At 41.9% G+C, this 22,810-nt stretch carries 36 protein-coding genes; 1 reads left to right on the top strand and 35 read right to left on the bottom strand.

Going from position 1 to position 22,810, the window contains the following annotated elements; all coding sequences use genetic code 11:
- Positions 1–74: 74 nt before the first annotated feature.
- From MK370_RS09985 to pbp2a, 33 genes are all read right to left on the bottom strand, one after another.
- Positions 75–1,334 (bottom strand): gamma-glutamylcysteine synthetase, encoded by a 1,260-nt coding sequence (locus tag MK370_RS09985; RefSeq protein WP_268685122.1) that lies wholly within the window; start codon positions 1,332–1,334, stop codon positions 75–77.
- A 247-nt stretch (positions 1,335–1,581) separates the two neighbouring features.
- Entirely contained in the window at positions 1,582–1,968 is a 387-nt protein-coding gene (rplQ, locus tag MK370_RS09980; protein WP_002894521.1) for a 50S ribosomal protein L17, read from the bottom strand.
- A gap of 11 nt (positions 1,969–1,979) precedes the next feature.
- On the bottom strand, positions 1,980–2,918 hold the full coding sequence (locus MK370_RS09975) for a DNA-directed RNA polymerase subunit alpha (protein ID WP_268685121.1): 939 nt from the start codon (positions 2,916–2,918) through the stop codon (positions 1,980–1,982).
- 45 nt (positions 2,919–2,963) lie between these two features.
- Positions 2,964–3,347, bottom strand: coding sequence for a 30S ribosomal protein S11 (rpsK, locus tag MK370_RS09970; RefSeq protein WP_001118385.1), 384 nt, complete (start codon positions 3,345–3,347; stop codon positions 2,964–2,966).
- A 19-nt stretch (positions 3,348–3,366) separates the two neighbouring features.
- Positions 3,367–3,732, bottom strand: a complete 366-nt coding sequence (gene rpsM, locus MK370_RS09965; protein ID WP_002894516.1) for a 30S ribosomal protein S13 — start codon at positions 3,730–3,732, stop codon at positions 3,367–3,369.
- Positions 3,733–3,749: 17 nt separating this feature from the next.
- Positions 3,750–3,866, bottom strand: a complete 117-nt coding sequence (gene rpmJ, locus MK370_RS09960; RefSeq protein WP_001808836.1) for a 50S ribosomal protein L36 — start codon at positions 3,864–3,866, stop codon at positions 3,750–3,752.
- A gap of 22 nt (positions 3,867–3,888) precedes the next feature.
- Positions 3,889–4,107 (bottom strand): translation initiation factor IF-1, encoded by a 219-nt coding sequence (gene infA, locus MK370_RS09955; protein WP_001029883.1) that lies wholly within the window; start codon positions 4,105–4,107, stop codon positions 3,889–3,891.
- A 117-nt stretch (positions 4,108–4,224) separates the two neighbouring features.
- Entirely contained in the window at positions 4,225–4,863 is a 639-nt protein-coding gene (locus MK370_RS09950) for an adenylate kinase (protein ID WP_268685120.1), read from the bottom strand.
- A gap of 174 nt (positions 4,864–5,037) precedes the next feature.
- Positions 5,038–6,345: a preprotein translocase subunit SecY gene (gene secY, locus MK370_RS09945; protein WP_002905788.1), complete on the bottom strand. Its 1,308-nt coding sequence runs from the start codon at positions 6,343–6,345 to the stop codon at positions 5,038–5,040.
- A 12-nt stretch (positions 6,346–6,357) separates the two neighbouring features.
- On the bottom strand, positions 6,358–6,798 hold the full coding sequence (gene rplO / locus MK370_RS09940) for a 50S ribosomal protein L15 (RefSeq protein ID WP_002901833.1): 441 nt from the start codon (positions 6,796–6,798) through the stop codon (positions 6,358–6,360).
- Between the two features lie 154 nt (positions 6,799–6,952).
- The gene (rpmD, locus tag MK370_RS09935) at positions 6,953–7,135 is read right to left on the bottom strand and encodes a 50S ribosomal protein L30 (protein WP_268685119.1); all 183 of its coding nucleotides are present in this window, start codon (positions 7,133–7,135) and stop codon (positions 6,953–6,955) included.
- Between the two features lie 13 nt (positions 7,136–7,148).
- Positions 7,149–7,643: a 30S ribosomal protein S5 gene (rpsE, locus tag MK370_RS09930; protein WP_002894506.1), complete on the bottom strand. Its 495-nt coding sequence runs from the start codon at positions 7,641–7,643 to the stop codon at positions 7,149–7,151.
- Positions 7,644–7,660: 17 nt separating this feature from the next.
- Positions 7,661–8,017, bottom strand: a complete 357-nt coding sequence (gene rplR, locus MK370_RS09925) for a 50S ribosomal protein L18 (protein ID WP_009659213.1) — start codon at positions 8,015–8,017, stop codon at positions 7,661–7,663.
- Between the two features lie 85 nt (positions 8,018–8,102).
- The gene (gene rplF / locus MK370_RS09920; RefSeq protein ID WP_002894503.1) at positions 8,103–8,639 is read right to left on the bottom strand and encodes a 50S ribosomal protein L6; all 537 of its coding nucleotides are present in this window, start codon (positions 8,637–8,639) and stop codon (positions 8,103–8,105) included.
- A 192-nt stretch (positions 8,640–8,831) separates the two neighbouring features.
- Positions 8,832–9,230 carry a 30S ribosomal protein S8 gene (rpsH, locus tag MK370_RS09915; RefSeq protein ID WP_002894501.1) on the bottom strand — a complete coding sequence of 133 codons (399 nt, stop codon included), beginning with the start codon at positions 9,228–9,230 and terminating at the stop codon, positions 8,832–8,834.
- A 213-nt stretch (positions 9,231–9,443) separates the two neighbouring features.
- Complete coding sequence (locus tag MK370_RS09910; RefSeq protein WP_001085697.1) at positions 9,444–9,629, bottom strand: type Z 30S ribosomal protein S14; 186 nt, start codon at positions 9,627–9,629, stop codon at positions 9,444–9,446.
- Positions 9,630–9,646: 17 nt separating this feature from the next.
- On the bottom strand, positions 9,647–10,189 hold the full coding sequence (rplE, locus tag MK370_RS09905; RefSeq protein ID WP_268685118.1) for a 50S ribosomal protein L5: 543 nt from the start codon (positions 10,187–10,189) through the stop codon (positions 9,647–9,649).
- Positions 10,190–10,212: 23 nt separating this feature from the next.
- On the bottom strand, positions 10,213–10,518 hold the full coding sequence (gene rplX / locus MK370_RS09900) for a 50S ribosomal protein L24 (protein ID WP_002894497.1): 306 nt from the start codon (positions 10,516–10,518) through the stop codon (positions 10,213–10,215).
- Between the two features lie 75 nt (positions 10,519–10,593).
- Positions 10,594–10,962 (bottom strand): 50S ribosomal protein L14, encoded by a 369-nt coding sequence (gene rplN / locus MK370_RS09895; protein WP_002894494.1) that lies wholly within the window; start codon positions 10,960–10,962, stop codon positions 10,594–10,596.
- A gap of 25 nt (positions 10,963–10,987) precedes the next feature.
- Positions 10,988–11,248 carry a 30S ribosomal protein S17 gene (gene rpsQ, locus MK370_RS09890; protein ID WP_000440801.1) on the bottom strand — a complete coding sequence of 87 codons (261 nt, stop codon included), beginning with the start codon at positions 11,246–11,248 and terminating at the stop codon, positions 10,988–10,990.
- 23 nt (positions 11,249–11,271) lie between these two features.
- Positions 11,272–11,478, bottom strand: a complete 207-nt coding sequence (gene rpmC / locus MK370_RS09885; RefSeq protein WP_002894488.1) for a 50S ribosomal protein L29 — start codon at positions 11,476–11,478, stop codon at positions 11,272–11,274.
- A gap of 9 nt (positions 11,479–11,487) precedes the next feature.
- A complete protein-coding gene (rplP, locus tag MK370_RS09880; protein ID WP_000960948.1) occupies positions 11,488–11,901 on the bottom strand; it encodes a 50S ribosomal protein L16 in 414 nt (137 codons plus the stop codon).
- Positions 11,902–11,904: 3 nt separating this feature from the next.
- Positions 11,905–12,558 carry a 30S ribosomal protein S3 gene (gene rpsC, locus MK370_RS09875; RefSeq protein ID WP_002894486.1) on the bottom strand — a complete coding sequence of 218 codons (654 nt, stop codon included), beginning with the start codon at positions 12,556–12,558 and terminating at the stop codon, positions 11,905–11,907.
- A 12-nt stretch (positions 12,559–12,570) separates the two neighbouring features.
- Positions 12,571–12,915 carry a 50S ribosomal protein L22 gene (gene rplV / locus MK370_RS09870; protein WP_002894484.1) on the bottom strand — a complete coding sequence of 115 codons (345 nt, stop codon included), beginning with the start codon at positions 12,913–12,915 and terminating at the stop codon, positions 12,571–12,573.
- Between the two features lie 11 nt (positions 12,916–12,926).
- Positions 12,927–13,208 (bottom strand): 30S ribosomal protein S19, encoded by a 282-nt coding sequence (gene rpsS, locus MK370_RS09865; RefSeq protein WP_000533766.1) that lies wholly within the window; start codon positions 13,206–13,208, stop codon positions 12,927–12,929.
- 85 nt (positions 13,209–13,293) lie between these two features.
- Complete coding sequence (gene rplB, locus MK370_RS09860) at positions 13,294–14,127, bottom strand: 50S ribosomal protein L2 (RefSeq protein ID WP_268685117.1); 834 nt, start codon at positions 14,125–14,127, stop codon at positions 13,294–13,296.
- A 17-nt stretch (positions 14,128–14,144) separates the two neighbouring features.
- Positions 14,145–14,441 (bottom strand): 50S ribosomal protein L23, encoded by a 297-nt coding sequence (locus MK370_RS09855; RefSeq protein ID WP_268685116.1) that lies wholly within the window; start codon positions 14,439–14,441, stop codon positions 14,145–14,147.
- Positions 14,441–15,064 carry a 50S ribosomal protein L4 gene (gene rplD, locus MK370_RS09850; RefSeq protein ID WP_002894480.1) on the bottom strand — a complete coding sequence of 208 codons (624 nt, stop codon included), beginning with the start codon at positions 15,062–15,064 and terminating at the stop codon, positions 14,441–14,443. Before rplD ends, MK370_RS09855 begins: the two co-directional genes overlap by 1 nt.
- A gap of 24 nt (positions 15,065–15,088) precedes the next feature.
- Complete coding sequence (rplC, locus tag MK370_RS09845) at positions 15,089–15,715, bottom strand: 50S ribosomal protein L3 (protein WP_002894479.1); 627 nt, start codon at positions 15,713–15,715, stop codon at positions 15,089–15,091.
- An 83-nt stretch (positions 15,716–15,798) separates the two neighbouring features.
- Positions 15,799–16,107 carry a 30S ribosomal protein S10 gene (gene rpsJ / locus MK370_RS09840; protein WP_002894478.1) on the bottom strand — a complete coding sequence of 103 codons (309 nt, stop codon included), beginning with the start codon at positions 16,105–16,107 and terminating at the stop codon, positions 15,799–15,801.
- 461 nt (positions 16,108–16,568) lie between these two features.
- Positions 16,569–16,748, bottom strand: a complete 180-nt coding sequence (gene secE / locus MK370_RS09835) for a preprotein translocase subunit SecE (RefSeq protein WP_002894022.1) — start codon at positions 16,746–16,748, stop codon at positions 16,569–16,571.
- A 9-nt stretch (positions 16,749–16,757) separates the two neighbouring features.
- A complete protein-coding gene (rpmG, locus tag MK370_RS09830; protein WP_002894024.1) occupies positions 16,758–16,910 on the bottom strand; it encodes a 50S ribosomal protein L33 in 153 nt (50 codons plus the stop codon).
- A 68-nt stretch (positions 16,911–16,978) separates the two neighbouring features.
- Complete coding sequence (pbp2a, locus tag MK370_RS09825; RefSeq protein ID WP_268685115.1) at positions 16,979–19,207, bottom strand: penicillin-binding protein PBP2A; 2,229 nt, start codon at positions 19,205–19,207, stop codon at positions 16,979–16,981.
- Between the two features lie 176 nt (positions 19,208–19,383).
- Here pbp2a and MK370_RS09820 point away from each other — a divergent pair, with 176 nt between their 5' ends.
- Complete coding sequence (locus MK370_RS09820) at positions 19,384–20,256, top strand: RluA family pseudouridine synthase (RefSeq protein ID WP_268685114.1); 873 nt, start codon at positions 19,384–19,386, stop codon at positions 20,254–20,256.
- 118 nt (positions 20,257–20,374) lie between these two features.
- Here MK370_RS09820 and MK370_RS09815 read toward each other — a convergent pair whose 3' ends face one another.
- Together MK370_RS09815 and galE are read right to left on the bottom strand one after the other, a co-directional pair.
- Complete coding sequence (locus tag MK370_RS09815; RefSeq protein WP_268685113.1) at positions 20,375–21,349, bottom strand: acyltransferase family protein; 975 nt, start codon at positions 21,347–21,349, stop codon at positions 20,375–20,377.
- A 184-nt stretch (positions 21,350–21,533) separates the two neighbouring features.
- Positions 21,534–22,550, bottom strand: coding sequence for a UDP-glucose 4-epimerase GalE (gene galE, locus MK370_RS09810; RefSeq protein ID WP_268685112.1), 1,017 nt, complete (start codon positions 22,548–22,550; stop codon positions 21,534–21,536).
- Between the last annotated feature and the right edge of the window lie 260 nt (positions 22,551–22,810).

The raw sequence follows: 22,810 nt of genomic DNA, 5'->3' as shown, positions 1-22,810 counted from the left end.
CCTACACCCTCACCCTGTCAATACCTTTTTTGAAAAAATTTAAAAAATTATTATTAATCAGAGGCTGTCCTCTATTAAAGAGAGGGAAGATAAGCTTCCTCACCTAGTTGACGTGCTATTAAACCAGCTCTCGCAAGCTGAAGCAAAGTCTTTGTGAATTCATAAATATGCTCTGTTTCACTTGCAGACAACTCTTTTTTAGAAAACTTTCTTCTTAAAGCTTTGTAATCCCGACCTTCCTCTTGAAAGAAGGGAGCGTCTTGTAAATAGGCTTTTACATTCTCCAAATTTTCTAAAATACCAAGATGAAAAGCAGCAGAAGAAAAGGTTCTATCAAAAGGCTGGGTGCAGACGCTCCGAAACTCTACTGTCCCCCGTGTCGTCAAATCTTGATACTGATAACTTCTATGATTCTTGAAGTCTTCTTCCCTTGGAGTCAAATTTGCTTTTTCACCTGAAAGGCTATAAGCTTCAATAGTTTTCTGGCTCAAGTATTCATTAGCAGCTATCGGATAGAAATAGTAGGATTGACCATTTCGTTCAGCAGTGAAAAGCGCTGATTTACTAAGATAAGCAAAAAATTCATCTTCAGTTTGAAAATCTTTCGAATTAACGCCTGCATTTTCCTGTAAAATACCATGCATCGATTGCTCCCAGAAAATATCCCGAGCTATTTTTGTATCCCAAGAAGAATCTGAAAACTCTGAATTGGCAAAGAGGTATGCTTTAGCAGCTTCAATTTGATTGAAGACATTGATGACGCTTAAATAATTTTCTCTTGAGACATCCAGCTGAACTTGACTCCCACAAATAAAAGCACCATATTCTGGATAATTGTGCAAACCTTCCATGTTCTTTCCCATAGCTAAATACTGCATCAGCATTTCATATCTTGGATATTTAACTGGACTATTATCATTTTCAGCCCAGAAAGGATGAATACCTTCTCCTTGAATTTCATGGTTTTCTTCGCGCAGAATTGGCTGAATAATGTCTAGATACTTCTTAAAACGCTCTTCAACTTCTTGAATTCTACTAGCCTTGCCAAAAGCAAATTCCAAAGTATTGTACGAGACCTCAAAAAGAATCCTGTCTTCATTTTTAGTAGATTTCAGTTGGATGGGATTGCCATCTCTATCAAATCGTTCCGACTCAAAATCATACTCTTCCAATAGACGCTTCAAAAGATTCTTGGCAACATTTGTATCCGTCGCTCCGCCCTGGCAATTGACAATGGGAAATTCTAACTCAATGCCAATGTAGACAGTTGGATTTTCTTTAATATTCTTTAAATAGCGTTCTTTTAAAATTTGGATTGAATCAATCATTTCCATTTCCTATAAATTTTTGATAGTGTTAGAGTATTATAACAAAATTTAAGGAATTTTCCTAGCTTCATGCAAAAACGCCTGCTTACGAAATTGTTTTTGTCTTAAAAGCAATTTCGTAAACAAGCGTCTACCTATTATCAACTATATGATGAGTGTTCCCGCTAGGAAAAAATCCTAGCGGTAGATCAGAGCTAGACTAAGAATAGAGCCTCTATTCCATCATCATAACACTCAACAAAGATTGATGATCTTATACTAATTCGATGATTGCCATTGGAGCAGCATCTCCGCGGCGCGGTTCAGTTTTCAGGATACGAGTATATCCACCGTTGCGCTCTGCATAGCGTGGTGCAATCTCAGAGAACAATTTTTGAAGAGCAGTAGTTGTAGTATACTTTTCTGTTGCTTCATCATAGTTTTCTGATGCGATTTCATTGCGTACAAAAGCTGCTGCTTGACGACGAGCATGCAAGTCTCCACGTTTGCCCAATGTAATCATTTTTTCAACTGTTTTACGGATTTCTTTAGCACGAGCTTCAGTTGTCACGATTGATTCGTTGATCAGCAAATCAGTAGTCAAATCGCGAAGCATTGCTTTACGTTGTGAGCTAGTGCGTCCTAGTTTACGGTAAGCCATGTATTCCTCCTTTATTTATCGTTTTTCAACCCCAGACCGAGATCAGCAAGTTTAACTTTTACTTCTTCCAGACTCTTGCGTCCCAAGTTACGAACTTTCATCATTTCAGGCTCAGACTTCTCTGTCAAATCAAATACAGTATTGATACCTGCACGTTTCAAACAGTTGTATGAGCGAACTGACAAATCTAATTCTTCGATGGTCCGTTCCAAAATGCGGTCATCAGAAGTCTTTTCTGCTTCCTTCATAACGTCTGCAGCGATAGCTACTTCTGTCAGGTTAGTGAAGAGATTCAAATGTTCCGTAAGGATGCGGGCTGAAAGTCCCAAAGCATCTTCTGGAATAATTGTTCCATTCGTTAAAATTTCAAGGGTTAGTTTGTCAAAACCATCGTTGCTACCAACACGAGCTGGCTCAACCTGGTAATTAACTTTTGTCACTGGCGTATAGATAGAATCCACCGCAAGTGTTCCCACTGGTGTATCATCTTTCTTATTTTCATCTGCAGGCACATAACCACGACCGCTATTGACAGTCATTGTTGCCTTAAAGCTTGCACCTTCTCCGATTGTAAAGAGATAATGATCAGGGTTTATAATTTCAATATCACTGTCTGTCAAAATGTCTCCGGCAGTTACTTCTGCTGGCCCTTCAACATCCAGTTCAATAATCTTTTCGTCTTGGACGTAAGATTTTACAGCAATCCCTTTGACGTTCAGAATAATCTGCATCACGTCTTCACGGACACCGGAAATTGTATCAAACTCGTGCAAAACACCTTCAATATTAATTGAAGTAACAGCAGCACCTGGAAGTGAAGCCAAAAGCACACGGCGAAGAGAATTTCCTAGTGTTGTACCATAACCACGCTCAAGCGGCTCTACTACAAACTTGCCATAATCTTTATTTTCATCAATTTTTGTTATATTTGGTTTTTCAAACTCAATCATTTGCTATACTCCCTCTTAAACGAAAAGCAGTGTAACGGTTGGTGATTATACACGGCGACGTTTTGGAGGACGAGCACCATTGTGTGGTACAGGAGTCACATCACGAATAGCTGTTACTTCAAGACCAGCGGCAGCAAGAGCACGAATAGCAGACTCACGACCAGAACCTGGACCTTTTACAGTAACTTCAACTGATTTCAGACCGTGTTCCTGTGCAGATTTAGCAGCTGCTTCAGATGCCATTTGGGCAGCAAATGGTGTAGATTTACGAGAACCTTTAAATCCAAGAGCTCCAGCAGATGACCAAGCAATCGCGTTACCATGCACATCAGTAATCATAACAATAGTGTTATTAAATGTAGCGTGAATATGAGCAATACCGGATTCGATATTTTTCTTCACACGACGTTTACGTGTTGGTTTAGCCAAGACTTTTTACCTCCTTATATTATTTTTTCTTACCTGCAATCGCAACAGCTTTACCTTTACGAGTACGGGCATTATTTTTAGTGTTTTGTCCACGGACAGGAAGTCCACGACGGTGACGGATTCCACGGTATGAACCGATTTCCATCAACCGCTTGATGTTCAAGTTTACTTCACGACGAAGGTCACCTTCAACTTTAATCGCATCTACTTCACGACGGATAGCGTCTTCTTGTTCGATTGTAAGATCTTTTACACGGATGTCTTCTGAAACTCCAGCAGCTGCCAAAATTTTCTTAGAAGTTGGAAGTCCGATACCGTACACATAAGTCAGTGAAACGACTACACGTTTGTCATTTGGAATGTCAACTCCAGCAATACGAGCCATTTTTTCTCCTTTCTATCTTATCCTTGACGTTGTTTGTGTTTAGGATTTGCTGGGCAAATTACCATAACACGACCATTACGACGAATAACTTTGCAGTATTCGCAAATTGGTTTGACCGATGGTCTTACTTTCATTTTTTCCCTCCAAGTTTTTCGATTATTTAAAGCGGTATGTGATCCGTCCACGTGTCAAATCATAAGGACTCATTTCTACAGTCACACGGTCTCCCGCTAAAATACGAATATAGTTTTTACGAATTTTACCAGAAACTGTTGCTAAAATCTGATGTCCATTTTCAAGTTCAACCGTAAACATTGCATTAGGCATGGTATCAACTACCTTGCCTTCAACCTCAATCACATCGTCTTTTGCCACGCAAAAGTACCTCCATAAATTTCGATTTGATCCCTCTGAGCACAGAGGTAACAATTATAAGTCAGACTAATTCATTGTATCACTACTTGTCAAATATTGCAAGCAGGAAAAACGCTTTTATTTCAAATTTGTCAAGACTTTTTCGATAGCTGAGAAGACATCATTAATATCTTGATTTCCTTGAATATCATGGACCAGACCTTTGCTGCGATAGTGATCAATAATCGGTTGCCCCTGAGCGATATTGACATCCAAACGACGCTTAACTGTCTCAGGCTTGTCATCTTCGCGCTGGTAATAATCCTCTTCCTTGTAGTCTGCAGGTGGATTGAATACCTTATGGAAGGTTTCACCTGTTTGACGATGGATAATCCGACCACTCAAACGATCCAGTAAGCTGTTAGGATCCACTTCGATATTGATTACACCTTCAAGTTCGATACCAAGTTCAGCCAATGTTTTATCCAAGGCATGTGCTTGTTCAATCGTACGTGGGTAACCATCCAAGAGGAAGCCTGTTTGCTTAATATCGTCTTGACTCAAACGCTCTTTGACAATGCCGTTTGTCACTTGGTCTGGGACCAACTCGCCCTTGTCAATATAGGACTTGGCTAAAACGCCCATCTCTGTTTGGTTAGCAATCGCCGCACGGAACATATCTCCAGTTGAAATATGTGCAACATTGAAATGCTCAACGATTTTAGCAGCTTGAGTTCCTTTACCAGCACCTGGTAAGCCCATAATCAAAAGATTCATGATTGGTCTCCTTTTTTGTTTTTAAAGCAATCTATTAAACCGATTAATAAACTCGTTTAAAAACAAAATAGAAGGGGGTGAGTCTACTCTGTCCCCTTTTATTTTGTTTATTTTCGGTTCAAGAAAGGTTATCTGAACAGGCTTCTCATTAGAAAAGCTATTCAAAAAAGTCCCTTACTCTGAAGTATCCATAAAGCCGACATACTTTCTCTTCAGCAGGTAGCCTTCTAGCTGTTTCATTCCCTCAATACCAGTTGAGATGATGATCAAGAGACTGGTTCCTCCAAGAGCAACAGCATCTGTCAATCCAAATACATCTTTAGCCAAGATAGGCAGGATAGAAATGAAACCTAGGAAAAGAGAGCCCACTGTTGCCAAACGACGCAACAGCTTAGACATGTAGTCTTCTGTTCCTTTACCCGGACGAACACCTGGAATGTAGGCTCCGCTCTTTTGCAGATTTTCTGCTGTCTTCTCTGGATTAATCTGTACAAAAGTATAGAAAAATGTAAAGAGGACGATCAGGAAGGCGTACATGAACATACCACTAATGGTCGTTGTTGCCAAAAGTGACTGAGCTGTCTTAACCCAATCTGCGTCATAGCCCATGGCACTGACAACTTGGAAAATCGCTGCCGGTGCAGCTGTAATCGAGCTGGCAAAGATTACTGGAATAACCCCAGCTGGATTGACTTTTAGCGGCAGATAGGAGCTAGAAGGTGCACCCTTAGCTACTTTCGTATACTGAATTGGGATTTTATATTCAGCCTGCTGTACAAATGTTGTAAAGTAAATGATAAGCAGGACTGCCACAATCAGAATCCCTACAAAAATGAAAGATGAAGTCAAACGTTCACTAGGAATATTGACAAAGTAATCTTCATAGATACCTTTAATCATATCAGGGATAGCTGAAACGATACCAGCAAAGATGATCATGGAAACGCCATTTCCGTAACCCTTGTCTGTAATCTGCTCACCCAGCCAAGTTACAATCATTGAACCAGTTGCTAGAAGAACGCAAATCAAAGCGTAGGTCTGCACATTTGGATTGGCAACCAGATTAGCTCTTGAGAGAGTATCAAAACCAGCGGTAATCCCAATTGCCTGCACAAAGGCCAAAACTAGGGCGATATAACGAGTCGCTTGATTCAGCTTCCTCCGTCCCACTTCCCCTTGCTTGCCCCACTCTACAAACTTCGGAAGCAAGTCCATTTGCAGCAGCTGAACAACGATCGAAGCTGTGATGTAAGGACTGACTCCAAGTGCAAAGACAGAGAAGTTGCGCATGGCGTTACCAGAGACCAAGCTTAGCATATTCAAGAATGGCAAATCATTCAAATTACTTAAGGCTTTGGCATTAATCCCCGGAACCGTTATGGTTGTACCGATACGGAAAACTAAGATGATAAAAATCGTGAACAGAATCTTAGACCGTACCTGTTTGATTTTAAATGCGTCTTTTAATAGTTTGAAAAACATAGGTCACCTCGCTTAGATGACTTCCACTGAACCACCTTTAGCAGTGATAGCTTCTTCAGCTGATTTAGAGAATTTAGCTGCCTTAACAGTCAATTTCTTTGTCAATTCTCCGTTACCAAGAATCTTGATACCTGATTTTTCAGCTTTTACAATACCTGCTTCGATGAGAACAACTGGTGTTACTTCAGCGCCATCTTCAAAGGCGTTCAGTTGGTCAAGGTTAACAATCGCATATTCTTTGCGGTTGATGTTCAGGAAACCACGTTTTGGAAGACGACGGAACAATGGAGTTTGTCCACCTTCAAAACCAAGGCGAACGCCGCCACCGCTACGAGCTTTTTGACCTTTTTGACCACGGCCAGATGTTTTACCGTTACCAGATGATGTACCACGACCAACACGGTTGCGGACTTTACGAGAACCTGCAGCAGGTTGTAATTCATGAAGTTTCATTATATTATTTCTCCTCTTTTGTAAAATGCTAGCGCTCATATAGGAGAAAAGGTGTCTCCTATATAAACTCGCCTATACATATATTTAGTTTTAGGGGCTGAGAAAATCCCATCCCCTAACGTATTTTAATTTAAAGTTGTTAAACCAGCAAAGCTTATTTAACTTCTTCAACAGTTACCAAGTGTGATACTGCAGTAATCATACCGCGTACTGCTGGATTATCTTCTTTGATAACTGTGCTGTTCAATTTGCCAAGTCCAAGTGCTACAACAGTTTTACGTTGTGACGGGATGCGTCCGATTGGAGACTTAGTCAAAGTAATTTTAATTTGAGCCATGTTATCCCCTTTCTTATGCCAAGTCAGAAACTGAAATACCACGAAGGGCAGCAACTTCTTCAGCGCGTTTTAATTGTTTCAAACCTTCAACAGTTGCGCGAACGATGTTGATTGGAGTGTTAGAGCCAAGAGATTTAGATGTAACATCTGCTACACCTGCCAACTCGATGACGGCACGAACCGCACCACCGGCAGCAACCCCAGAACCCTCAACAGCTGGCTTAAGCAATACTTTAGCTCCACCGAATTCTGAAAGAACTTCGTGAGGAATTGTTGTGCCAACCATTGGTACTTCAATCAAATTCTTCTTCGCATCTTCAACTGCTTTGCGGATTGCTTCTGGTACTTCTTGAGCTTTACCAGTACCGAAGCCAACACGACCATTGCGATCACCAACAACTACAAGAGCTGCAAAGCGAAGACGACGTCCACCTTTAACAACTTTTGTAACACGGTTGATGGCAACTAAACGTTCTTCAAGTTCAACTGCGTTGTCTTTAAATGCCATTTTCTAGTGTCCTCCTCTTAGAATTTCAATCCGTTTTCACGAGCTGCATCAGCCAAAGCTTTTACACGTCCGTGATAGAGATATCCACCGCGGTCGAAGACGACTTCAGAAATACCTTTAGCAACTGCACGTTCAGCAACGAGCTTACCAACAACAACGGCTTGTTCTGTTTTAGTTCCTTTTGAAACTTCTTTGTCAAGAGTTGAAGCGCTTGCGAGCGTTACACCCGCTACGTCATCAATCACTTGAGCGTAGATGCCTGTATTAGAACGGAATACGTTCAAACGTGGGCGATCAGCAGTTCCAGAGAGTTTTCCGCGAACGCGACGGTGGCGTTTTTGGCGGATTTTATTTTTATCTGGTTTCGTAATCACAATTTTCACCTCTTAATTTTAATCTTGTGCTTATGCACAACCTTGGAAAACAGCTTGTTTGGCTGAAAAAATCAGCCAAACAAGATTATTTACCAGTTTTACCTTCTTTACGGCGAACGAATTCACCAACGTAGCGGATACCTTTACCTTTGTATGGCTCTGGAGCACGCAGGCTACGTACGTAAGCTGCTGTTTGTCCAACTACCTCTTTTGAAATTCCGCTGACAACGATAGTTGTTGGGTTTGGAAGTTCAAAAGTGATGCCTTCTGGAGCTTCTACTTCGTCTGGATGAGATTTACCAACTGAAAGTACAAGCTTTTTGCCTTGAAGTTGAGCACGGTAACCAACCCCACGCATTTCAAGTTCTTTCTTGAATCCTTCTGATACACCAACAACCATGTTGTTCAAAAGGGCACGAGTTGTTCCGTGGATTGTTTTCATTTCTTTTGAATCGTTTGGACGGTGAAGAGTTACTTCAGTTCCTTCCACACGGATTTCAATATCTTTTGAGAACTCACGAGTCAGTTCTCCTTTAGGTCCTTTTACAGTTACAACGTTGTCTTTGTTGCTGATTTCAACACCAGCAGGCAACACGATAACTTTATTACCAATACGTGACATGTATATATTCTCCTGTTAGATTGTCAGGCCAGAATGGCCAGTTTTCACGGGGTTAAAGATACTTATTGAGTTCAATAGCTAAATTGAACACGCTCTAAGAACTGTGCAAAATAGATAAGTTGGCTTGTTTGTAAACAAACTTCTCCAACTTCCTAATTTTGCTTTGTTCTTTACGAGCTTTGTATCTTGATTTTACCAAACGTAAGCGATAACCTCACCACCAACATTCTTTTGGCGTGCTTCTTTGTCAGTCAGCAAACCTTCAGATGTTGAAAGGATAGCAATTCCAAGTCCGTTCAGAACTTTTGGAAGATCTTCGCGTTTCTTGTAAACACGCAGACCTGGTTTTGAAATACGTTTCAAACCAGTGATAACTTTTTCACCATTTTGTCCGTATTTAAGGAATACACGGATGATGCCTTGTTTGTCATCTTCGATGATTTCAACGTTTTTTACAAAACCTTCACGCTTCAGGATTTCAGCAATCCCTTTTTTGATGTTTGATGCAGGCACTTCAAGCACTTCGTGGTTTGCTTGGTTAGCATTACGAATACGTGTCAGAAAGTCTGCAATTGGGTCAGTCATAACCATTTTATATTTCTCCTCTTACTAGTAGTTTGCAAGCTGCACTTGCTAGTTAATGATTGAGCTGGGCTCAGATAGTATTGACACATTCAAATGAGAGAACTCTTATTTGAACACGAGCTACAACCTGGGCAAAAAAGATAAATTTGATTTGGAGCATCGCTCCTTCACCAAATTTCCTATTTTTGCTGTGGTTGTTACGCTCTTTGTATCATGATATTACCAAGATGCTTTTGTTACACCAGGGATTTGTCCTTTGTATGCTAATTCACGGAAGCAAACACGGCAAAGTTTAAACTTGCGGTAAACGGAATGTGGACGGCCACATTTTTCACAACGAGTATAAGCTTGCGTAGAGAACTTAGCTGGGCGTTTGTTCTTAGCAATCATTGATTTTTTAGCCATTTGTTTTACCTCCTATATTATTTTGCAAAAGGCATTCCAAGGCCTGTAAGCAATTCGCGTGACTCTTCGTCAGTGTTAGCAGTTGTTACGATAACGATGTCCAGACCGCGAGTCTTATCAACGTCATCAAAGTTGATTTCTGGGAAGATCAATTGTTCTTTCACACCAAGTGTGTAGTTTCCGCGTCCATCAAAAGATTTTGTTGGAACACCGTGGAAGTCACGAACACGTGGAAGAGAAACTGAAACCAATTTATCCAGGAATTCATACATACGTTCGCCACGAAGGGTTACTTTAGCACCGATCGCTACACCTTCACGAAGACGGAAGCCGGCGATTGATTTTTTAGCTTTAGTGATAAGTGGTTTTTGACCTGAGATAAGAGCCAATTCTTCAGCAGCTTTTTCAAGGTTTTTAGCGTTTGATACAGCGTCACCGACACCCATGTTCAAAACGATTTTATCCACTTTTGGCACAGACATAACAGATGAGTAGTTGAACTTTTCAGTCAAAGCAGGAACTACTTCTTTAAGATATTTTTCTTTTAAACGATTTGCCATTATACTTCTCCTTTCCTTCGTGATTAGTCAAGCACTTCGCCTGATTTTTTATTGTAACGAACTTTTTTGCCGTCTACAAACTTGTAGCCAACACGTCCTGCAACACCATTTTTGTCAAGAACTTGAACGTTTGACACATGGATTGGTGCTTCTTTTTCCACGATAGCACCTTGAGGGTTTTCGTTATTTGGCTTTTGGTGTTTCTTAACGATGTTTACACCTTCAACAACAACTTTGTTTACTTTTGGAAGAGCTGTAACAACAAGTGCTTCAACACCCTTGTCTTTACCAGCAATTACGCGAACTTTGTCGCCTTTTTTTACAAACATTTATTTCTCCTCTTAATTCTTACGCCCATAGGGGCACCCTGACTTTTGCCAGGGGACTGTGTTTGTTAATTTCGATTAAAGTACTTCTGGAGCCAATGATACGATCTTCATAAAGCCACCGTCACGCAATTCGCGAGCAACTGGGCCGAAGATACGAGTTCCGCGAGGAGTTTTGTCTTCACGGATGATGACAGCAGCGTTTTCGTCAAATTTGATGTATGAACCATCTTTACGACGAGCACCTGATTTAGTACGAACGATAACAGCTTTTACAACGTCACCTTTCTTAACCGCACCACCAGGAGTAGCTTGTTTTACAGACGCAACGATTACATCACCGATGTTAGCGAACTTACGTCCTGAGCCACCAAGAACTTTGATTGTCAAGATTTCGCGAGCGCCGCTGTTGTCGGCAACTTTCAAACGAGTTTCTGTTTGAATCATTTAAGTTTTCTCCTTTCTGGTTTGATTAGATGATAACCGCTTCTTCAACGACTTCTACAAGACGGAAGCGTTTTGTAGCTGAAAGCGGACGAGTTTCCATGATACGAACGATGTCGCCTTCTTTGGCAACATTGTTTTCGTCATGTGCTTTGTACTTCTTAGAGTAGTTAATACGTTTACCATAGACTGGGTGGTTACGTTTAGTTTCAACTACAACTGTGATTGTTTTGTCCATTTTGTCAGAAACAACGCGTCCGACAAGAACTTTACGATTATTGCGTTCCATTGAAATTCTCCTTCCCTAGTCTATTATTTAACTTCTGATTGAACAGTTTTGATACGAGCGATTTGTTTTTTTACTTCTTTCAGGCGAGCTGTCTGTTCCAATTGGCCTGCAGCTGCTTGGAAACGAAGATCAAACAATTCTTTCTTCAATTCATTTTCACGCTTCGCGAGTTCTTCTTGAGAAAGACCACGAAGTTCTTTAACAAATTCTTTTACTTCATTAAGTTTCATGCCTTCTCCTTATTCTGCTTCACGTTTTACGAATTTACATTTAACTGGAAGTTTGTGGCTTGCAAGGCGAAGCGCTTCGCGAGCGATTTCTTCTGAAACGCCAGCAACTTCAAACATTACTTTGCCACGCTTAACTGGTGCAACCCAACCTTCTGGAGCACCTTTACCAGATCCCATCCGTACACCGATAGCTTTTGCAGTGTATGATTTGTGTGGGAAGATTTTAATCCAAACTTTACCACCACGTTTCATGTAACGAGTCATAGCGATACGGGCAGCTTCGATTTGGCGGTTAGTGATCCAGTGGCTAGTAGTTGCTTGAAGACCGTATTCTCCAAATGCTACTTCTTTTCCGCCTTTAGCTTCACCGCGCATTTTTCCACGGAATTCGCGACGGTGTTTAACACGTTTAGGTACTAACATTGGTTATTTACCTCCTTTAGTGTTTTTACGAGCTGGAAGAACTTCTCCACGGTAGATCCAGACTTTAACACCCAGTTTACCGTAAGTAGTGTCAGCTTCTTCCCAAGCGTAATCGATATCCGCACGAAGAGTGTGAAGCGGAACAGTTCCCTCAGAGTAACCTTCGCTGCGGGCAATATCTGCACCATTCAAACGACCTGATACTTGAGTTTTGATTCCTTTAGCTCCTGCACGCATTGTACGTTGGATAGCTTGTTTTTGAGCACGACGGAAAGCAACACGCTGCTCAAGCTGGCGAGCAATTCCTTCACCAACCAGATGCGCATCCAAGTCAGGACGCTTGATTTCGATGATGTTGATGTGGACTTGTTTTCCAGTCAATTTGTTGAGTTTTGCACGGAGTGCATCAACGTTTGCTCCGCCTTTACCGATAACCATACCTGGCTTAGCAGTGTGAAGAGAAACGTTTACTTTGTTTACTGCGCGTTCAATTTCAATAGTTGAAATGGCTGCGTCAGCCAATTCTTTTTGAACGAATTTACGGATTGCAAGATCTTCATGAAGGTAATCCGCGTATTCTTTTTCAGCATACCATTTGGCATCCCAATCACGGATGATGCCGACACGCATACCAATTGGATGTACTTTTTGACCCACGATGTTACCTCCTTATTTTTCTGCAACGACCACAGTGATGTGGCTTGTGCGTTTGTTGATTGGTGAAGCTGAACCTTTAGCGCGCGGACGGAAACGTTTCATAGTTGGTCCTTCGTTTGCGAAAGCTTCAGATACTACCAAGTTTGCTTTTTCCAAACCAAAGTTGTTTTCAGCATTAGCGATTGCAGAGTTCAAAACTTTTTCGATAATGCCAGCAGCTTTGTTTGGCGTGAATTTCAAGATTGCGATTGCGTCAGCGACGTTTTTACCACGAATATTGTCAAGAACCAGACGAGATTTACGAGGTGAAACACGCACTGTACGAGCCATTGCTTTAGCTGAAGTAATTTCTGCCATTTATGTTCTCCTTATTTTCTACGTGTTTTCTTGTCGTCTGCAGCGTGACCCTTGTAAGTACGAGTTGGCGCAAATTCACCAAGCTTGTGACCTACCATGTCTTCCTGGATGTAAACAGGCACGTGTTTACGTCCGTCATAAACTGCGATTGTGTAACCAATGAAACTTGGGAAAATCGTTGAACGACGTGACCAAGTTTTGATGACTTTTTTCTTTTCGTCGTTAGCTTGAGCTTCAACTTTCTTCATCAGATGCTCATCGACGAAAGGTCCTTTTTTAAGACTGCGTCCCATTTTATATTTTCTCCTTTAAATAAGTACCACAGCGGCCTGCGCTGACTAAGCAGCGCTACCGAGCTGGCGGATAGATTGTTTTAAATTATTTCTCGTTGCGACGACGAACGATAAGTTTGTCAGATTTCGCTTTTTTGTTACGAGTTTTAAGTCCAAGAGCAGGTTTGCCCCATGGAGTAGATGGCGCTTTACGACCAACTGGTGCTTTACCTTCACCACCACCGTGTGGGTGATCGTTAGGGTTCATTACAGAACCGCGAACTGTTGGGCGGATACCTTTCCAACGGCTACGTCCTGCTTTACCAAGGTTTACAAGTCCATGTCGTTCGTTTCCGACAACACCAACTGTAGCGCGGCAAGTACCAAGAATCATACGAACTTCGCCTGATTGAAGACGAACAAGAGTGTACTTACCTTCTTGACCCAATACTTGAGCAGAAGCTCCAGCAGCACGAACCAATTCTCCACCGCGGCCTGGCTTCAACTCAATGTTGTGAACCAAAGTACCAACTGGGATGTTAGCAAGCGGAAGAGCGTTTCCGACTTTGATATCTGCTTCAGGACCTGAAACGATGCGTTGACCAACTTCAAGACCTTTAGGAGCGATGATATAAGCCTTCACACCGTCAGTGTAGTGAACCAAAGCGATGTTTGCTGAACGATTTGGATCATACTCGATTGTTTTTACAACTGCTTCAACAGCGTCTTTGTTACGCTTGAAGTCAATCAAACGGTAGTGACGCTTGTGGCCGCCACCTTGGTGACGAACAGTGATGCGACCGTTGTTATTACGTCCTGCCTTGCTCTTCAAAGAAACAAGCAAAGATTTTTCTGGAGTGCTGGTAGTGATTTCAGCGAAATCCAAAGAAGTCATATTACGGCGACCGTTTGTTGTTGGTTTATAAACACGAATTCCCACGATATTTCCTCCTTAGATTATTCTTCTTCTGCACCGAACAACTCGATTGCTTTAGAATCAGCTGTCAGTGTTACGATAGCTTTTTTAGTTTTGTTTGTAAAACCAGTGTAGCGTCCAACGCGTTTTGCTTTTGGTTTTACATTGATAGTGTTAACGTTAGCAACCTTAACTCCTTCAAAAGCAGCTTCAACAGCTTGCTTGATCAAGAGCTTGTGAGCGCGAGTGTCCACTTCAAATACGTATTTGCCTGCTTCGTACTGAGACATTGAGCCTTCAGTGATAACAGGTTTTTTGATTACGTCGTACAAATTCATTATGCAAGAACCTCCTCAATTTTAGAGATAGCTGCCTGAGTAACCAGAAGTTTATCGCTGTTTACGATGTCCAGAACGCTTGCAGTTGTTGCAGTTGCAACTTTCACATTTGGAAGGTTGCGAGCTGAAAGTGCAGCGAATTCATTTCCTTCTTCAAGGATAACAAGAACTTTCGTATCGATGCTCAGTGCAGCAAGCACTTTTGCAAACTCAGCAGTTTTTGGAGCTGTAAATGAAAGGCTGTCTACAGCTACGAATTTGTTTTCAGCAACTTTTTCAGAGTAAACTGATTTCAATGCCAATCTACGAACTTTACGTGGAAGTTTGTAAGCATATGAACGAGGAGTTGGACCGAATACGATACCACCGCCACGCCATTGTGGAGAGCGGATAGAACCTTGACGAGCACGTCCAGTTCCTTTTTGACGCCATGGTTTGCGTCCGCCGCCTGATACTGCAGAACGGTTTTTAACAGCGTGAGTTCCTTGACGAAGGCTAGCGCGTTGGCTGATGATAACATCAAAAACAACTGATTCATTTGGTTCAATACCAAAGACCGCATCGTTCAGAACTACTTCACCAGCTTCTTTACCAGTTTGGTCAAATAATTTTACGTTTGCCATTGTGACTGATTTCCCCTTTCTTTATTATTTACCAGCTTTAACTGCTGACTTGATAGTGATAAGAGATTTCTTAGCACCTGGTACGTTACCTTTAATCAAGATAACGTTCTTCTCTGGAACAACCTGTACGATTTCAAGGTTTTGAATCGTTACACGGTTGCCACCCATACGTCCAGCCAAGCGTTTGTTTTTGAAGACGCGGTTTGGCGCAACTGGTCCCATTGAACCAGGACGACGGTGGTAGCGTGAACCGTGAGCCATTGGACCACGAGATTGGCCGTGGCGTTTGATAACACCTTGGAAACCTTTACCTTTTGAAGTTCCTGTTACATCAACAACATCACCAGCTTCGAATGTATCGACAGTGATTTCTGCTCCTACTTCCAAGCCTTCAATGTTTTTGAATTCACGAATGAAGCGCTTAGGAGCTGTGTTAGCTTTCGCTACATGGCCTTTGGCAGGTTTGTTGCTCAATACGTCACGAAGGTCATCAAAACCAACTTGAACTGCGTTGTAACCATCTGTTTCAACTGTTTTAACTTGAAGAACAACGTTTGGAGCTGCTTCAACAACAGTTACAGGGATTAATTCGCCAGCTTCAGTGAAGATTTGAGTCATTCCCACTTTTTTCCCTAAGATTCCTTTTGTCATGAGAAAATGTTTCCTTTTCTATAATTTTTTCAAAAAGTTTTTAACGAGCGTTTTTCATGCTCTGGTTTAGATCAAGCTTTAGATTAAAGTTTAATCTCTACGTTCACACCACTTGGAAGATCCAATTTCATCAAAGCGTCAACTGTTTTTTGAGTTGGGTTGATGATATCGATCAAGCGTTTGTGAGTACGCATTTCAAATTGTTCGCGAGAGTCTTTGTATTTGTGAGTCGCACGAATGATTGTGTAGAGGCTACGCTCAGTTGGAAGTGGGATTGGACCCGCAACTTCAGCACCAGTACGAGTAGCAGTTTCTACGATTTTTGCAGCCGCTGTATCAAGTGTACGATGTTCGTAAGCTTTCAAACGGATGCGGATTTTTTTGTTTGCCATCTTTTTCTCCTTTTCGTCTATTTAAGATAATAGGCTAGCTCCACAAGAAAACCGACAGGCAATTGCGTGGCAATGCAACCGAGCGTGTCGCAACCTCTTGCATCAAAGCTACACACTGTATTTTTACAGTACCATAGTATCTTAACACAAAGAACCAGTCATTGCAAGGGATTTGAGTAATTTTTTATAACTTTTTTATTTCTTGTTAAATTATCAAAAGTTTCTATTTATAAACCTTAAGCAAAATAATTCTTTTAAATTTAAATATTATTTTATTTTTCCGGTTGTTTCAAATAATCTAACAGCATCTCTTAATATAATTAAAATATCATTTGAGCCCCTTTCTGACAATATCTATAAAAATCTTTAAATTCTTTAAAGAAAAAAATCCCACCTACTCACAATAGGTGGGACTTTGAATGATATGCCTGTTGTAGCCTTTTTTATTTCTACTTAAATCATTAAGAAAAAATATTCAGAATCTGGAAAAGACCGCTTGCCACTACTTTGTCAAAGATATAGATGATCACTACAAAGAATGCAGTATATTCCATGACAGAGATAAAATCTGTCCATCTTTCTTTTCGGGTAGGCCAAGTTGTATCTTTCAATAGTTTAAAAACATCTTTAAAGAATTTCACAACAATCTCCTATCTAGTTTCTTTATGCAGGGTGTATTTACTACAATGCTTACAAAATTTATTAACTTCTAAACGCGTTGGTTTTGGAGTGCTACTGAGCTTAACCGAGTAGTTCCTAGAACCACAGACTGTACACGCTAGACTCGCTTTTTTTAATGCCATAACGCCTCCATCTTTCTTATTATAGCAGGATTCTATACTTTTGACAAGTCGTTCAGTTCTTTTAAATCCTATTGAAACCAGCTGGTAACAGTATCCCAGAGATTCTTAGCTTTCTCAGGTAGACCGGTATCATCAATAGCCTTCTTGGCTTCATCCACCAGATTTTGAGCTCGATCCTGAACGTCCTGCAGGAAGTCTTTATTTTCGGTTGTAGTACCTGTTTCCTCGGTACCATAGGTGTCCACAGGGGCAATGCCGTTAGCAGCATAGGCATTCTTTTGCCCTTCAAAGGAAGTTCCTTCTGTATATGGCAGGATGCTATTGGCAACATTTCGAAAAACCGCCGAGGCTTCATTTGCGCTGGTCCCAGTCAGATAGTGGGTTTCGTCAGTTTTTGGAAAGCCTAGCCATTGGCTGATAACCACATCCGGCGTATAGCCAATAACCCATTGGTCGCCTGATAGATCCGGGTTAAAGTCCGTTTCAGTCGTACCGGTCTTACCAGCCATAGTATAACCATACGGAGCCGCATAGATACCTGTACCGTTCGAGAAAGTCCCCAGCATCATGCTGTTCATCTTGTCAGTAGTTGAGCCATTAAGAACCCGGGTAGAGGTTTGGCGATGGGTCTTGACGACCTGACCACTAGCATTTTCAATTTTTGTAATGAGATGGGCATCATTCATGACGCCGCCGTTGGCAAAGACTGAGTAGGCCTGAGCCATCTGCAACGGATTGGTCGTGACTCCGCCACCTAGCGCTACTCCCAAAGTCTGATCGACTTTATCCATATTTAGACCAAACTTTTTCCCGTACTCAAATGCCTTGTTAATGCCTAACTGGTCCACAGTTGAAACAGCCGGAATGTTCAGAGATTCTGCCAAGGCTTGATACATGGGAACTGTAGGTGAACTTTGGATATTGCCGTAGTTGTTGATGGTATAGTCGCCAAAGGTGGTTCTGGTATTATCCAGCTCCTTATCTGTCGGCCAACCAGCAGCGACGGCCGGACTATAAGCAACCAAAGGCTTAATTGTAGAACCCGGGCTACGAGAGGACTGGGTTGCATAGTTAAAGCTTCTGAAAGTTGAACCCTCAGCACTATTGACTCGTCCAACTAATGCCCGGACACCGCCAGTTTTGGGATCCAAGGCAACACTGCCTGATTCAGCCATAGTGCCATCTTCTGCTACAGGAAAGAGGGAGACATTGCTGTAAATAACCTGCATGCTGGCTTGGTAGTTCTGATCCAACTCCGTGTAAATGCGATAGCCATTATTGACAACCTCTTCTTCTGTCAAGCCGTAGTCATTGACCGCTTCATTGATGACCGCATCGAAATAGGAAGGATAGCGGTAGTCTTCTGACTTACCGGCATAAGCATCAACCAGCTGGCCACCGATTCCTACAGCGGCAGCCTGATCGGCCGTCCCCTGATCAATAAAGCCTGCAGCAACCATATTTTGCAGCACCGTATCGCGGCGATTGGTCGCATTTTCAACTGAATACAGCGGATTATAAATCTCTGGGCCTTTGAGCATACCAGCCAGAACAGCCGACTGGTCCAGACTGAGCTGGCTAGCCGAAACTCCGAAATATTTCTTAGAGGCATCCTCCACACCCCAGACACCATTTCCAAAATAGGAGTTATTGAGGTACATGGTCAGGATTTCCTGCTTGCTGTATTTCTTATTGATTTCCAGAGCCAGGAAAAATTCCTTGGCTTTCCGCTCAATGGTCTGGTCCTGAGACAGATAGGCATTCTTGGCCAGCTGCTGGGTGATGGTGGATCCCCCACCCGAACGACCGGCTGTCAGGATAGCCAGAATAAACCGACTGTAGTTAATCCCGCCATTCTCATAGAAAGTCCGGTCCTCTGTCGCGATGACAGCATTCTGCAGGTCTTGGCTAATCTCGGTCAGCTCGACATAAGTCCCTTTCTGACCAGACAGACTTCCTGCTTCATTGCCATCCTTATCAAAGATGAGCGTGGTAGCTTTGAGGGCATTCTGCAAATCCTTGACATTGGTCGTCTTAGCCACATAAAAGAGATAGCCGCCGACCACCAGACTAAAGGTCAAGCCGAGAATCAGGAATATCTTGGTCAGATGAAACCTGCGCCAAAAACGGCGAATAGGGTGCTGAGAGAGAGGTTTCTTTTTGGCCTTGCCCGAACGGCTGAGTCCAGACTTAGCCTGCTCTTCTGTCAGCTCTACCTCCTCTGCTGCTTCTTTTTGAGGTTTCTGTATGGTAAAATAATCTACTAATTTTTCAAACAAATCTTTTAAATTCTTCATAAACCTTATTTTATCACCTTATTTAGGTGCAGACAAGAAAGTACCCTATTTCCCGTCTGATTTTTAGTTATTTTTAAGAAAAAGGGTATATTAAATAGCCGTTTAAAAGCCTCTGCAGCAAGCCTTATCCGACACTACCTATTTCCAAACAGCAAGCTTTCTGCTACAATAAATGTATGAAATTCACACTCACTATCCCAGATGTACTGCCTGCCATGACAGTCAAAGAGCTGCTGGAAGAACAATTTCTCATTCCACGAAAAATTCGGCACTTTCTACGGACCAAGAAGCATGTGTCCGTCAACGGCCTAGCTATCAACTGGCAGACTGTAGTCAAACCCGGAGATGACATCTGTCTGATATTTGATGAAGAGGATTATCCTCAAAAAACAATCTTGCTTGGAAATGGCGAACTCGTAGAAGAGCTCTATCAGGACCAACATCTCATCATCGTCAATAAACCTGAGGGTATGAAAACCCATGCTAATGAACCAACAGAGCTAGCCCTGCTTAATCATGTTTCTGCCTATGTCGGTGAGACCTGCTATGTCGTTCACCGGCTGGATAAAGAAACCAGCGGTGCCGTCCTCTTTGCCAAGAATCCCTTTGTCCTGCCCATCCTCAATCGGTTGCTGGAAAAGCGAGAAATCAGCCGCCAATATTGGACTCTGGTCCAAGGCAAGTTTCCAAGCCAAAATCTTATCTATAAAGACAAGATTGGCCGCGACCGCCATGACCGCAGGAAACGGCTGGTCGACCCCCGGAAAGGACTCTATGCAGAAACTCATGTGACTCGGCTCAAGCAGTTTGGACAGGCTGCCTTGGTCAAATGCCAACTCAAGACTGGCCGCACCCATCAGATCCGTGTCCATCTGGCTCACCACGGACATCCTCTGGTCGGCGACTCACTCTATCATCCGCAACCCCAAGGGCGGCTTATGCTCCACGCTCATCGACTGACCTTCACCCATCCTTTTACTCTGGAAAAAATCACTGTCGAGGCTCGCTCCGACAGTTTTGAAAAGGTCTTAAGCAGCCTGAAATCATAAAAGCTCTACTCTGAGAGATAGACTGTAACCTTATCCTAGATAAACCACGAAAAGCAACAGAAATCATCTGTTGCTTTTGGTTTGGAGTGAATGCGAGGATAAGCTATACTAGCTTACATCACCGAGCTGGAAGTGCACTGATAAGTCTGGGCCTGATGGCTTTCTGAAAAGCTATGCTCAGCAAGTAAGACAGTAAGAAAATGATAAAAAAGCCAAAACTGTAAATGGTATTCCGAGGCATTATCGACTTGAAAATGAAGATAATGAAAGGATGAATGATATAAATCATGGTGGCATATCTCTTAGCCATATTGTTCAAAACAGGAATGTCAATATCGCTCCCATTTCTGACCGCGTAGAAGAAAATTGCACTGGAAGACAAAAGGGTACTAGGATAGAGGTCATACTCCGTACCCATGAAATAGTACTCAAGCAGAATCAAGCCAATTATTCCTAGACCAATCGCCCATTTCCTGATAAAAGACAAGTCGTAGACTAAAATCCGATCCCGATGCTTGGCAAACTGCATCCCTAGAATGAAAAAGGGAAGACCCATAAACAGGAAGTTGCGATAGTACAGAGTGTCACTAATATTGAACTCGATACAAAACGCCAGAACCAACAAGAACAGAGACACACCAAAGCTAGTCAAGCGGTGAAAATGCTTATAAAAAACCAAATAAAGCGTGTAGATATAGGAAATCGCTAGCAAATACCAAGTCGGCGTAGCAGCCGAGCCAATCAAGTCTCTGGGACTGTTAAAGAGGAAAAAGTCCGCAAAATCAGATAGATCTATAGCTGCCATCTTTTCTGTTAACTCTCTGGTCAGCACTAGGTTGACAAAATGCACAATCGCGTAAAAAAGGAGATTGGTAGCTGTCAAAAGGAGCATCTGCTTGAGACGATACTTGACCTTATCTCTGGAAATGTTAAAGGAAAAATAGCCCGACAGCATCATGAAAAAGGGAACTGCAAAGCGAGCCACAATTTGATAAAAAACGCCAAATTGCCCCGGCAGAAGAAAGTGTAAGGAAACAATACTAAAGCAAGCTAGGGCCTTAAAAGCGTGCAAAGTTGTGTTTTCAGTCTTCATGCAGACATTATAGCATGTTTATTATTACAGCTCATCAAGACCTGATTACATGCCCATTAAAAAACATATCAATTGATGACATTCTTTAAAAAGTTTTGCATCTGTAGGAGAAGACAGCTCTTATACAAAAAAACTCTTCTGCACTATTACAGAAGAGCTTTATTCACCTGACCGATATTTTACATTAGCCTTCATAGCCATTAGGATTTGAGCTTTGCCATCTCCAAGAATCTCGCATCATATCTTGGAGAGTTTTCTCTGCTTTCCAGCCCAAAATGTCATTAGCTTTACTTGCATCGGCATAGCAAGTCGCCACATCTCCAGGTCGCCTATCCTTTATAGTATAAGGAATTTTCACACCATTGACATTTTCAAAGACTTTAACCATATCCAGTACACTATAACCAATCCCTGTACCAAGATTGAAAACAGCGACCCCCTTGTTTTCTAAATTATGTTTCAAAGCCAAAACATGGCCCTTGGCTAAATCGACTACATGGATATAATCCCGCACTCCTGTACCGTCATGCGTATCATAATCATTTCCGAAAACGCTAAGCTCTTGTAATTTACCGACCGCAACCCGAGTAATATAAGGCATAAGGTTATTAGGAATTCCATTTGGATCCTCACCAATCAGACCAGACTCGTGAGCACCAATTGGATTGAAGTAACGAAGATTGGTTACAGACCAATCTGAATGTGCAAGAGCGAGATCCGTCAAAATCTGTTCCATCATCAGCTTAGTATGGCCGTAGGGATTGGTCGCTGAAATAGATAAATCTCCTGTCAAGGATGAACCATGATTCATTCCATAGACCGTGGCACTGGAGCTAAAGATGATATGTTCTACCTTGTGCTCTTTCATAACTTCAAGAAGAGCAATACCAGCACTGACATTATTTTCGTAATATTTAAGTGGTTCCCGCACCGATTCTTCTATTGATTTATAGGCCGCTAAATGAATGACTGCATCAATGTGATTGTCTTCGAAAATCTGGTTCATCAGATCTTTATCAGAAATCGAACCCTTGTAAAACGGGATGTTCACACCAGTGATAGTTTCTAAGCGCTCTAGCACTTCTGGTGAGCTATTCGAAAAGTTATCCACGATAATGGCTTCATAGCCCGCTGCGGCTAGTTCAACCACTGTGTGACTGCCTATATACCCCGCTCCACCTGTAACTAAAATTTTTTTCATAGGACACCTCTTCTTGCTAATCCTAAAGTTCTCTTTAATTTTACTATTGCAACTAACAGGTATTTCTCTTCCCAAAGTTGACCGCCAAATTCTGCACTTACTAAAAATACCAAAAACTAGCCTAATTTGCTACCCTATAGCTCTGCTCTCCTGATGCCTTTTGAAATCTCTTCATGGTAGAATCACTTGCAAAACGATTTATATTCCCAGGCATAAAGAACGGAATTATTTTAGCTAATTTCTAGTTATTCTCAAAAATA

It is taken from the genome of Streptococcus sanguinis, from assembly GCF_026781265.1.
GTDB lineage: Bacteria > Bacillota > Bacilli > Lactobacillales > Streptococcaceae > Streptococcus > Streptococcus sanguinis_T.
Note: the sequence above shows the minus strand (reverse complement) of the source record. Positions and strands in the feature narration are given on the sequence as shown.

What these genes read in the sequence shown, in the direction of transcription:
- rplC (WP_002894479.1), bottom strand. Translation starts at nt 15,715, where the DNA reads ATGACAAAAGGAATCTTAGGGAAAAAAGTGGGAATGACTCAAATCTTC.
- rpsS (WP_000533766.1), bottom strand. Translation starts at nt 13,208, where the DNA reads ATGGGACGCAGTCTTAAAAAAGGACCTTTCGTCGATGAGCATCTGATG.
- pbp2a (WP_268685115.1), bottom strand. Translation starts at nt 19,207, where the DNA reads ATGAAGAATTTAAAAGATTTGTTTGAAAAATTAGTAGATTATTTTACC.
- rpsH (WP_002894501.1), bottom strand. Translation starts at nt 9,230, where the DNA reads ATGGTTATGACTGACCCAATTGCAGACTTTCTGACACGTATTCGTAAT.
- galE (WP_268685112.1), bottom strand. Translation starts at nt 22,550, where the DNA reads ATGAAAAAAATTTTAGTTACAGGTGGAGCGGGGTATATAGGCAGTCAC.
- rplP (WP_000960948.1), bottom strand. Translation starts at nt 11,901, where the DNA reads ATGTTAGTACCTAAACGTGTTAAACACCGTCGCGAATTCCGTGGAAAA.
- MK370_RS09910 (WP_001085697.1), bottom strand. Translation starts at nt 9,629, where the DNA reads ATGGCTAAAAAATCAATGATTGCTAAGAACAAACGCCCAGCTAAGTTC.
- rpmD (WP_268685119.1), bottom strand. Translation starts at nt 7,135, where the DNA reads ATGGCTCAAATTAAAATTACTTTGACTAAGTCTCCAATCGGACGCATC.
- rplE (WP_268685118.1), bottom strand. Translation starts at nt 10,189, where the DNA reads ATGGCAAATCGTTTAAAAGAAAAATATCTTAAAGAAGTAGTTCCTGCT.
- rpmG (WP_002894024.1), bottom strand. Translation starts at nt 16,910, where the DNA reads ATGGCATTAAAAAAAGCGAGTCTAGCGTGTACAGTCTGTGGTTCTAGG.
- rplV (WP_002894484.1), bottom strand. Translation starts at nt 12,915, where the DNA reads ATGGCAGAAATTACTTCAGCTAAAGCAATGGCTCGTACAGTGCGTGTT.
- rpsQ (WP_000440801.1), bottom strand. Translation starts at nt 11,248, where the DNA reads ATGGAACGCAATAATCGTAAAGTTCTTGTCGGACGCGTTGTTTCTGAC.
- MK370_RS09815 (WP_268685113.1), bottom strand. Translation starts at nt 21,349, where the DNA reads ATGAAGACTGAAAACACAACTTTGCACGCTTTTAAGGCCCTAGCTTGC.
- rpmJ (WP_001808836.1), bottom strand. Translation starts at nt 3,866, where the DNA reads ATGAAAGTAAGACCATCGGTCAAACCAATTTGCGAATACTGCAAAGTT.
- MK370_RS09975 (WP_268685121.1), bottom strand. Translation starts at nt 2,918, where the DNA reads ATGATTGAGTTTGAAAAACCAAATATAACAAAAATTGATGAAAATAAA.
- rplF (WP_002894503.1), bottom strand. Translation starts at nt 8,639, where the DNA reads ATGTCACGTATTGGTAATAAAGTTATCGTGTTGCCTGCTGGTGTTGAA.
- rplO (WP_002901833.1), bottom strand. Translation starts at nt 6,798, where the DNA reads ATGAAACTTCATGAATTACAACCTGCTGCAGGTTCTCGTAAAGTCCGC.
- rplD (WP_002894480.1), bottom strand. Translation starts at nt 15,064, where the DNA reads ATGGCAAACGTAAAATTATTTGACCAAACTGGTAAAGAAGCTGGTGAA.
- MK370_RS09855 (WP_268685116.1), bottom strand. Translation starts at nt 14,441, where the DNA reads ATGAATTTGTACGACGTAATCAAAAAACCTGTTATCACTGAAGGCTCA.
- rpsJ (WP_002894478.1), bottom strand. Translation starts at nt 16,107, where the DNA reads ATGGCAAACAAAAAAATCCGCATCCGTTTGAAAGCTTACGAACATCGT.
- MK370_RS09820 (WP_268685114.1), top strand. Translation starts at nt 19,384, where the DNA reads ATGAAATTCACACTCACTATCCCAGATGTACTGCCTGCCATGACAGTC.
- rpmC (WP_002894488.1), bottom strand. Translation starts at nt 11,478, where the DNA reads ATGAAACTTAATGAAGTAAAAGAATTTGTTAAAGAACTTCGTGGTCTT.
- rplQ (WP_002894521.1), bottom strand. Translation starts at nt 1,968, where the DNA reads ATGGCTTACCGTAAACTAGGACGCACTAGCTCACAACGTAAAGCAATG.
- rpsE (WP_002894506.1), bottom strand. Translation starts at nt 7,643, where the DNA reads ATGGCATTTAAAGACAACGCAGTTGAACTTGAAGAACGTTTAGTTGCC.
- rplN (WP_002894494.1), bottom strand. Translation starts at nt 10,962, where the DNA reads ATGATTCAAACAGAAACTCGTTTGAAAGTTGCCGACAACAGCGGCGCT.
- rpsM (WP_002894516.1), bottom strand. Translation starts at nt 3,732, where the DNA reads ATGGCTCGTATTGCTGGAGTTGACATTCCAAATGACAAACGTGTAGTC.
- rplX (WP_002894497.1), bottom strand. Translation starts at nt 10,518, where the DNA reads ATGTTTGTAAAAAAAGGCGACAAAGTTCGCGTAATTGCTGGTAAAGAC.
- MK370_RS09985 (WP_268685122.1), bottom strand. Translation starts at nt 1,334, where the DNA reads ATGGAAATGATTGATTCAATCCAAATTTTAAAAGAACGCTATTTAAAG.
- MK370_RS09950 (WP_268685120.1), bottom strand. Translation starts at nt 4,863, where the DNA reads ATGAATCTTTTGATTATGGGCTTACCAGGTGCTGGTAAAGGAACTCAA.
- secY (WP_002905788.1), bottom strand. Translation starts at nt 6,345, where the DNA reads ATGTTTTTCAAACTATTAAAAGACGCATTTAAAATCAAACAGGTACGG.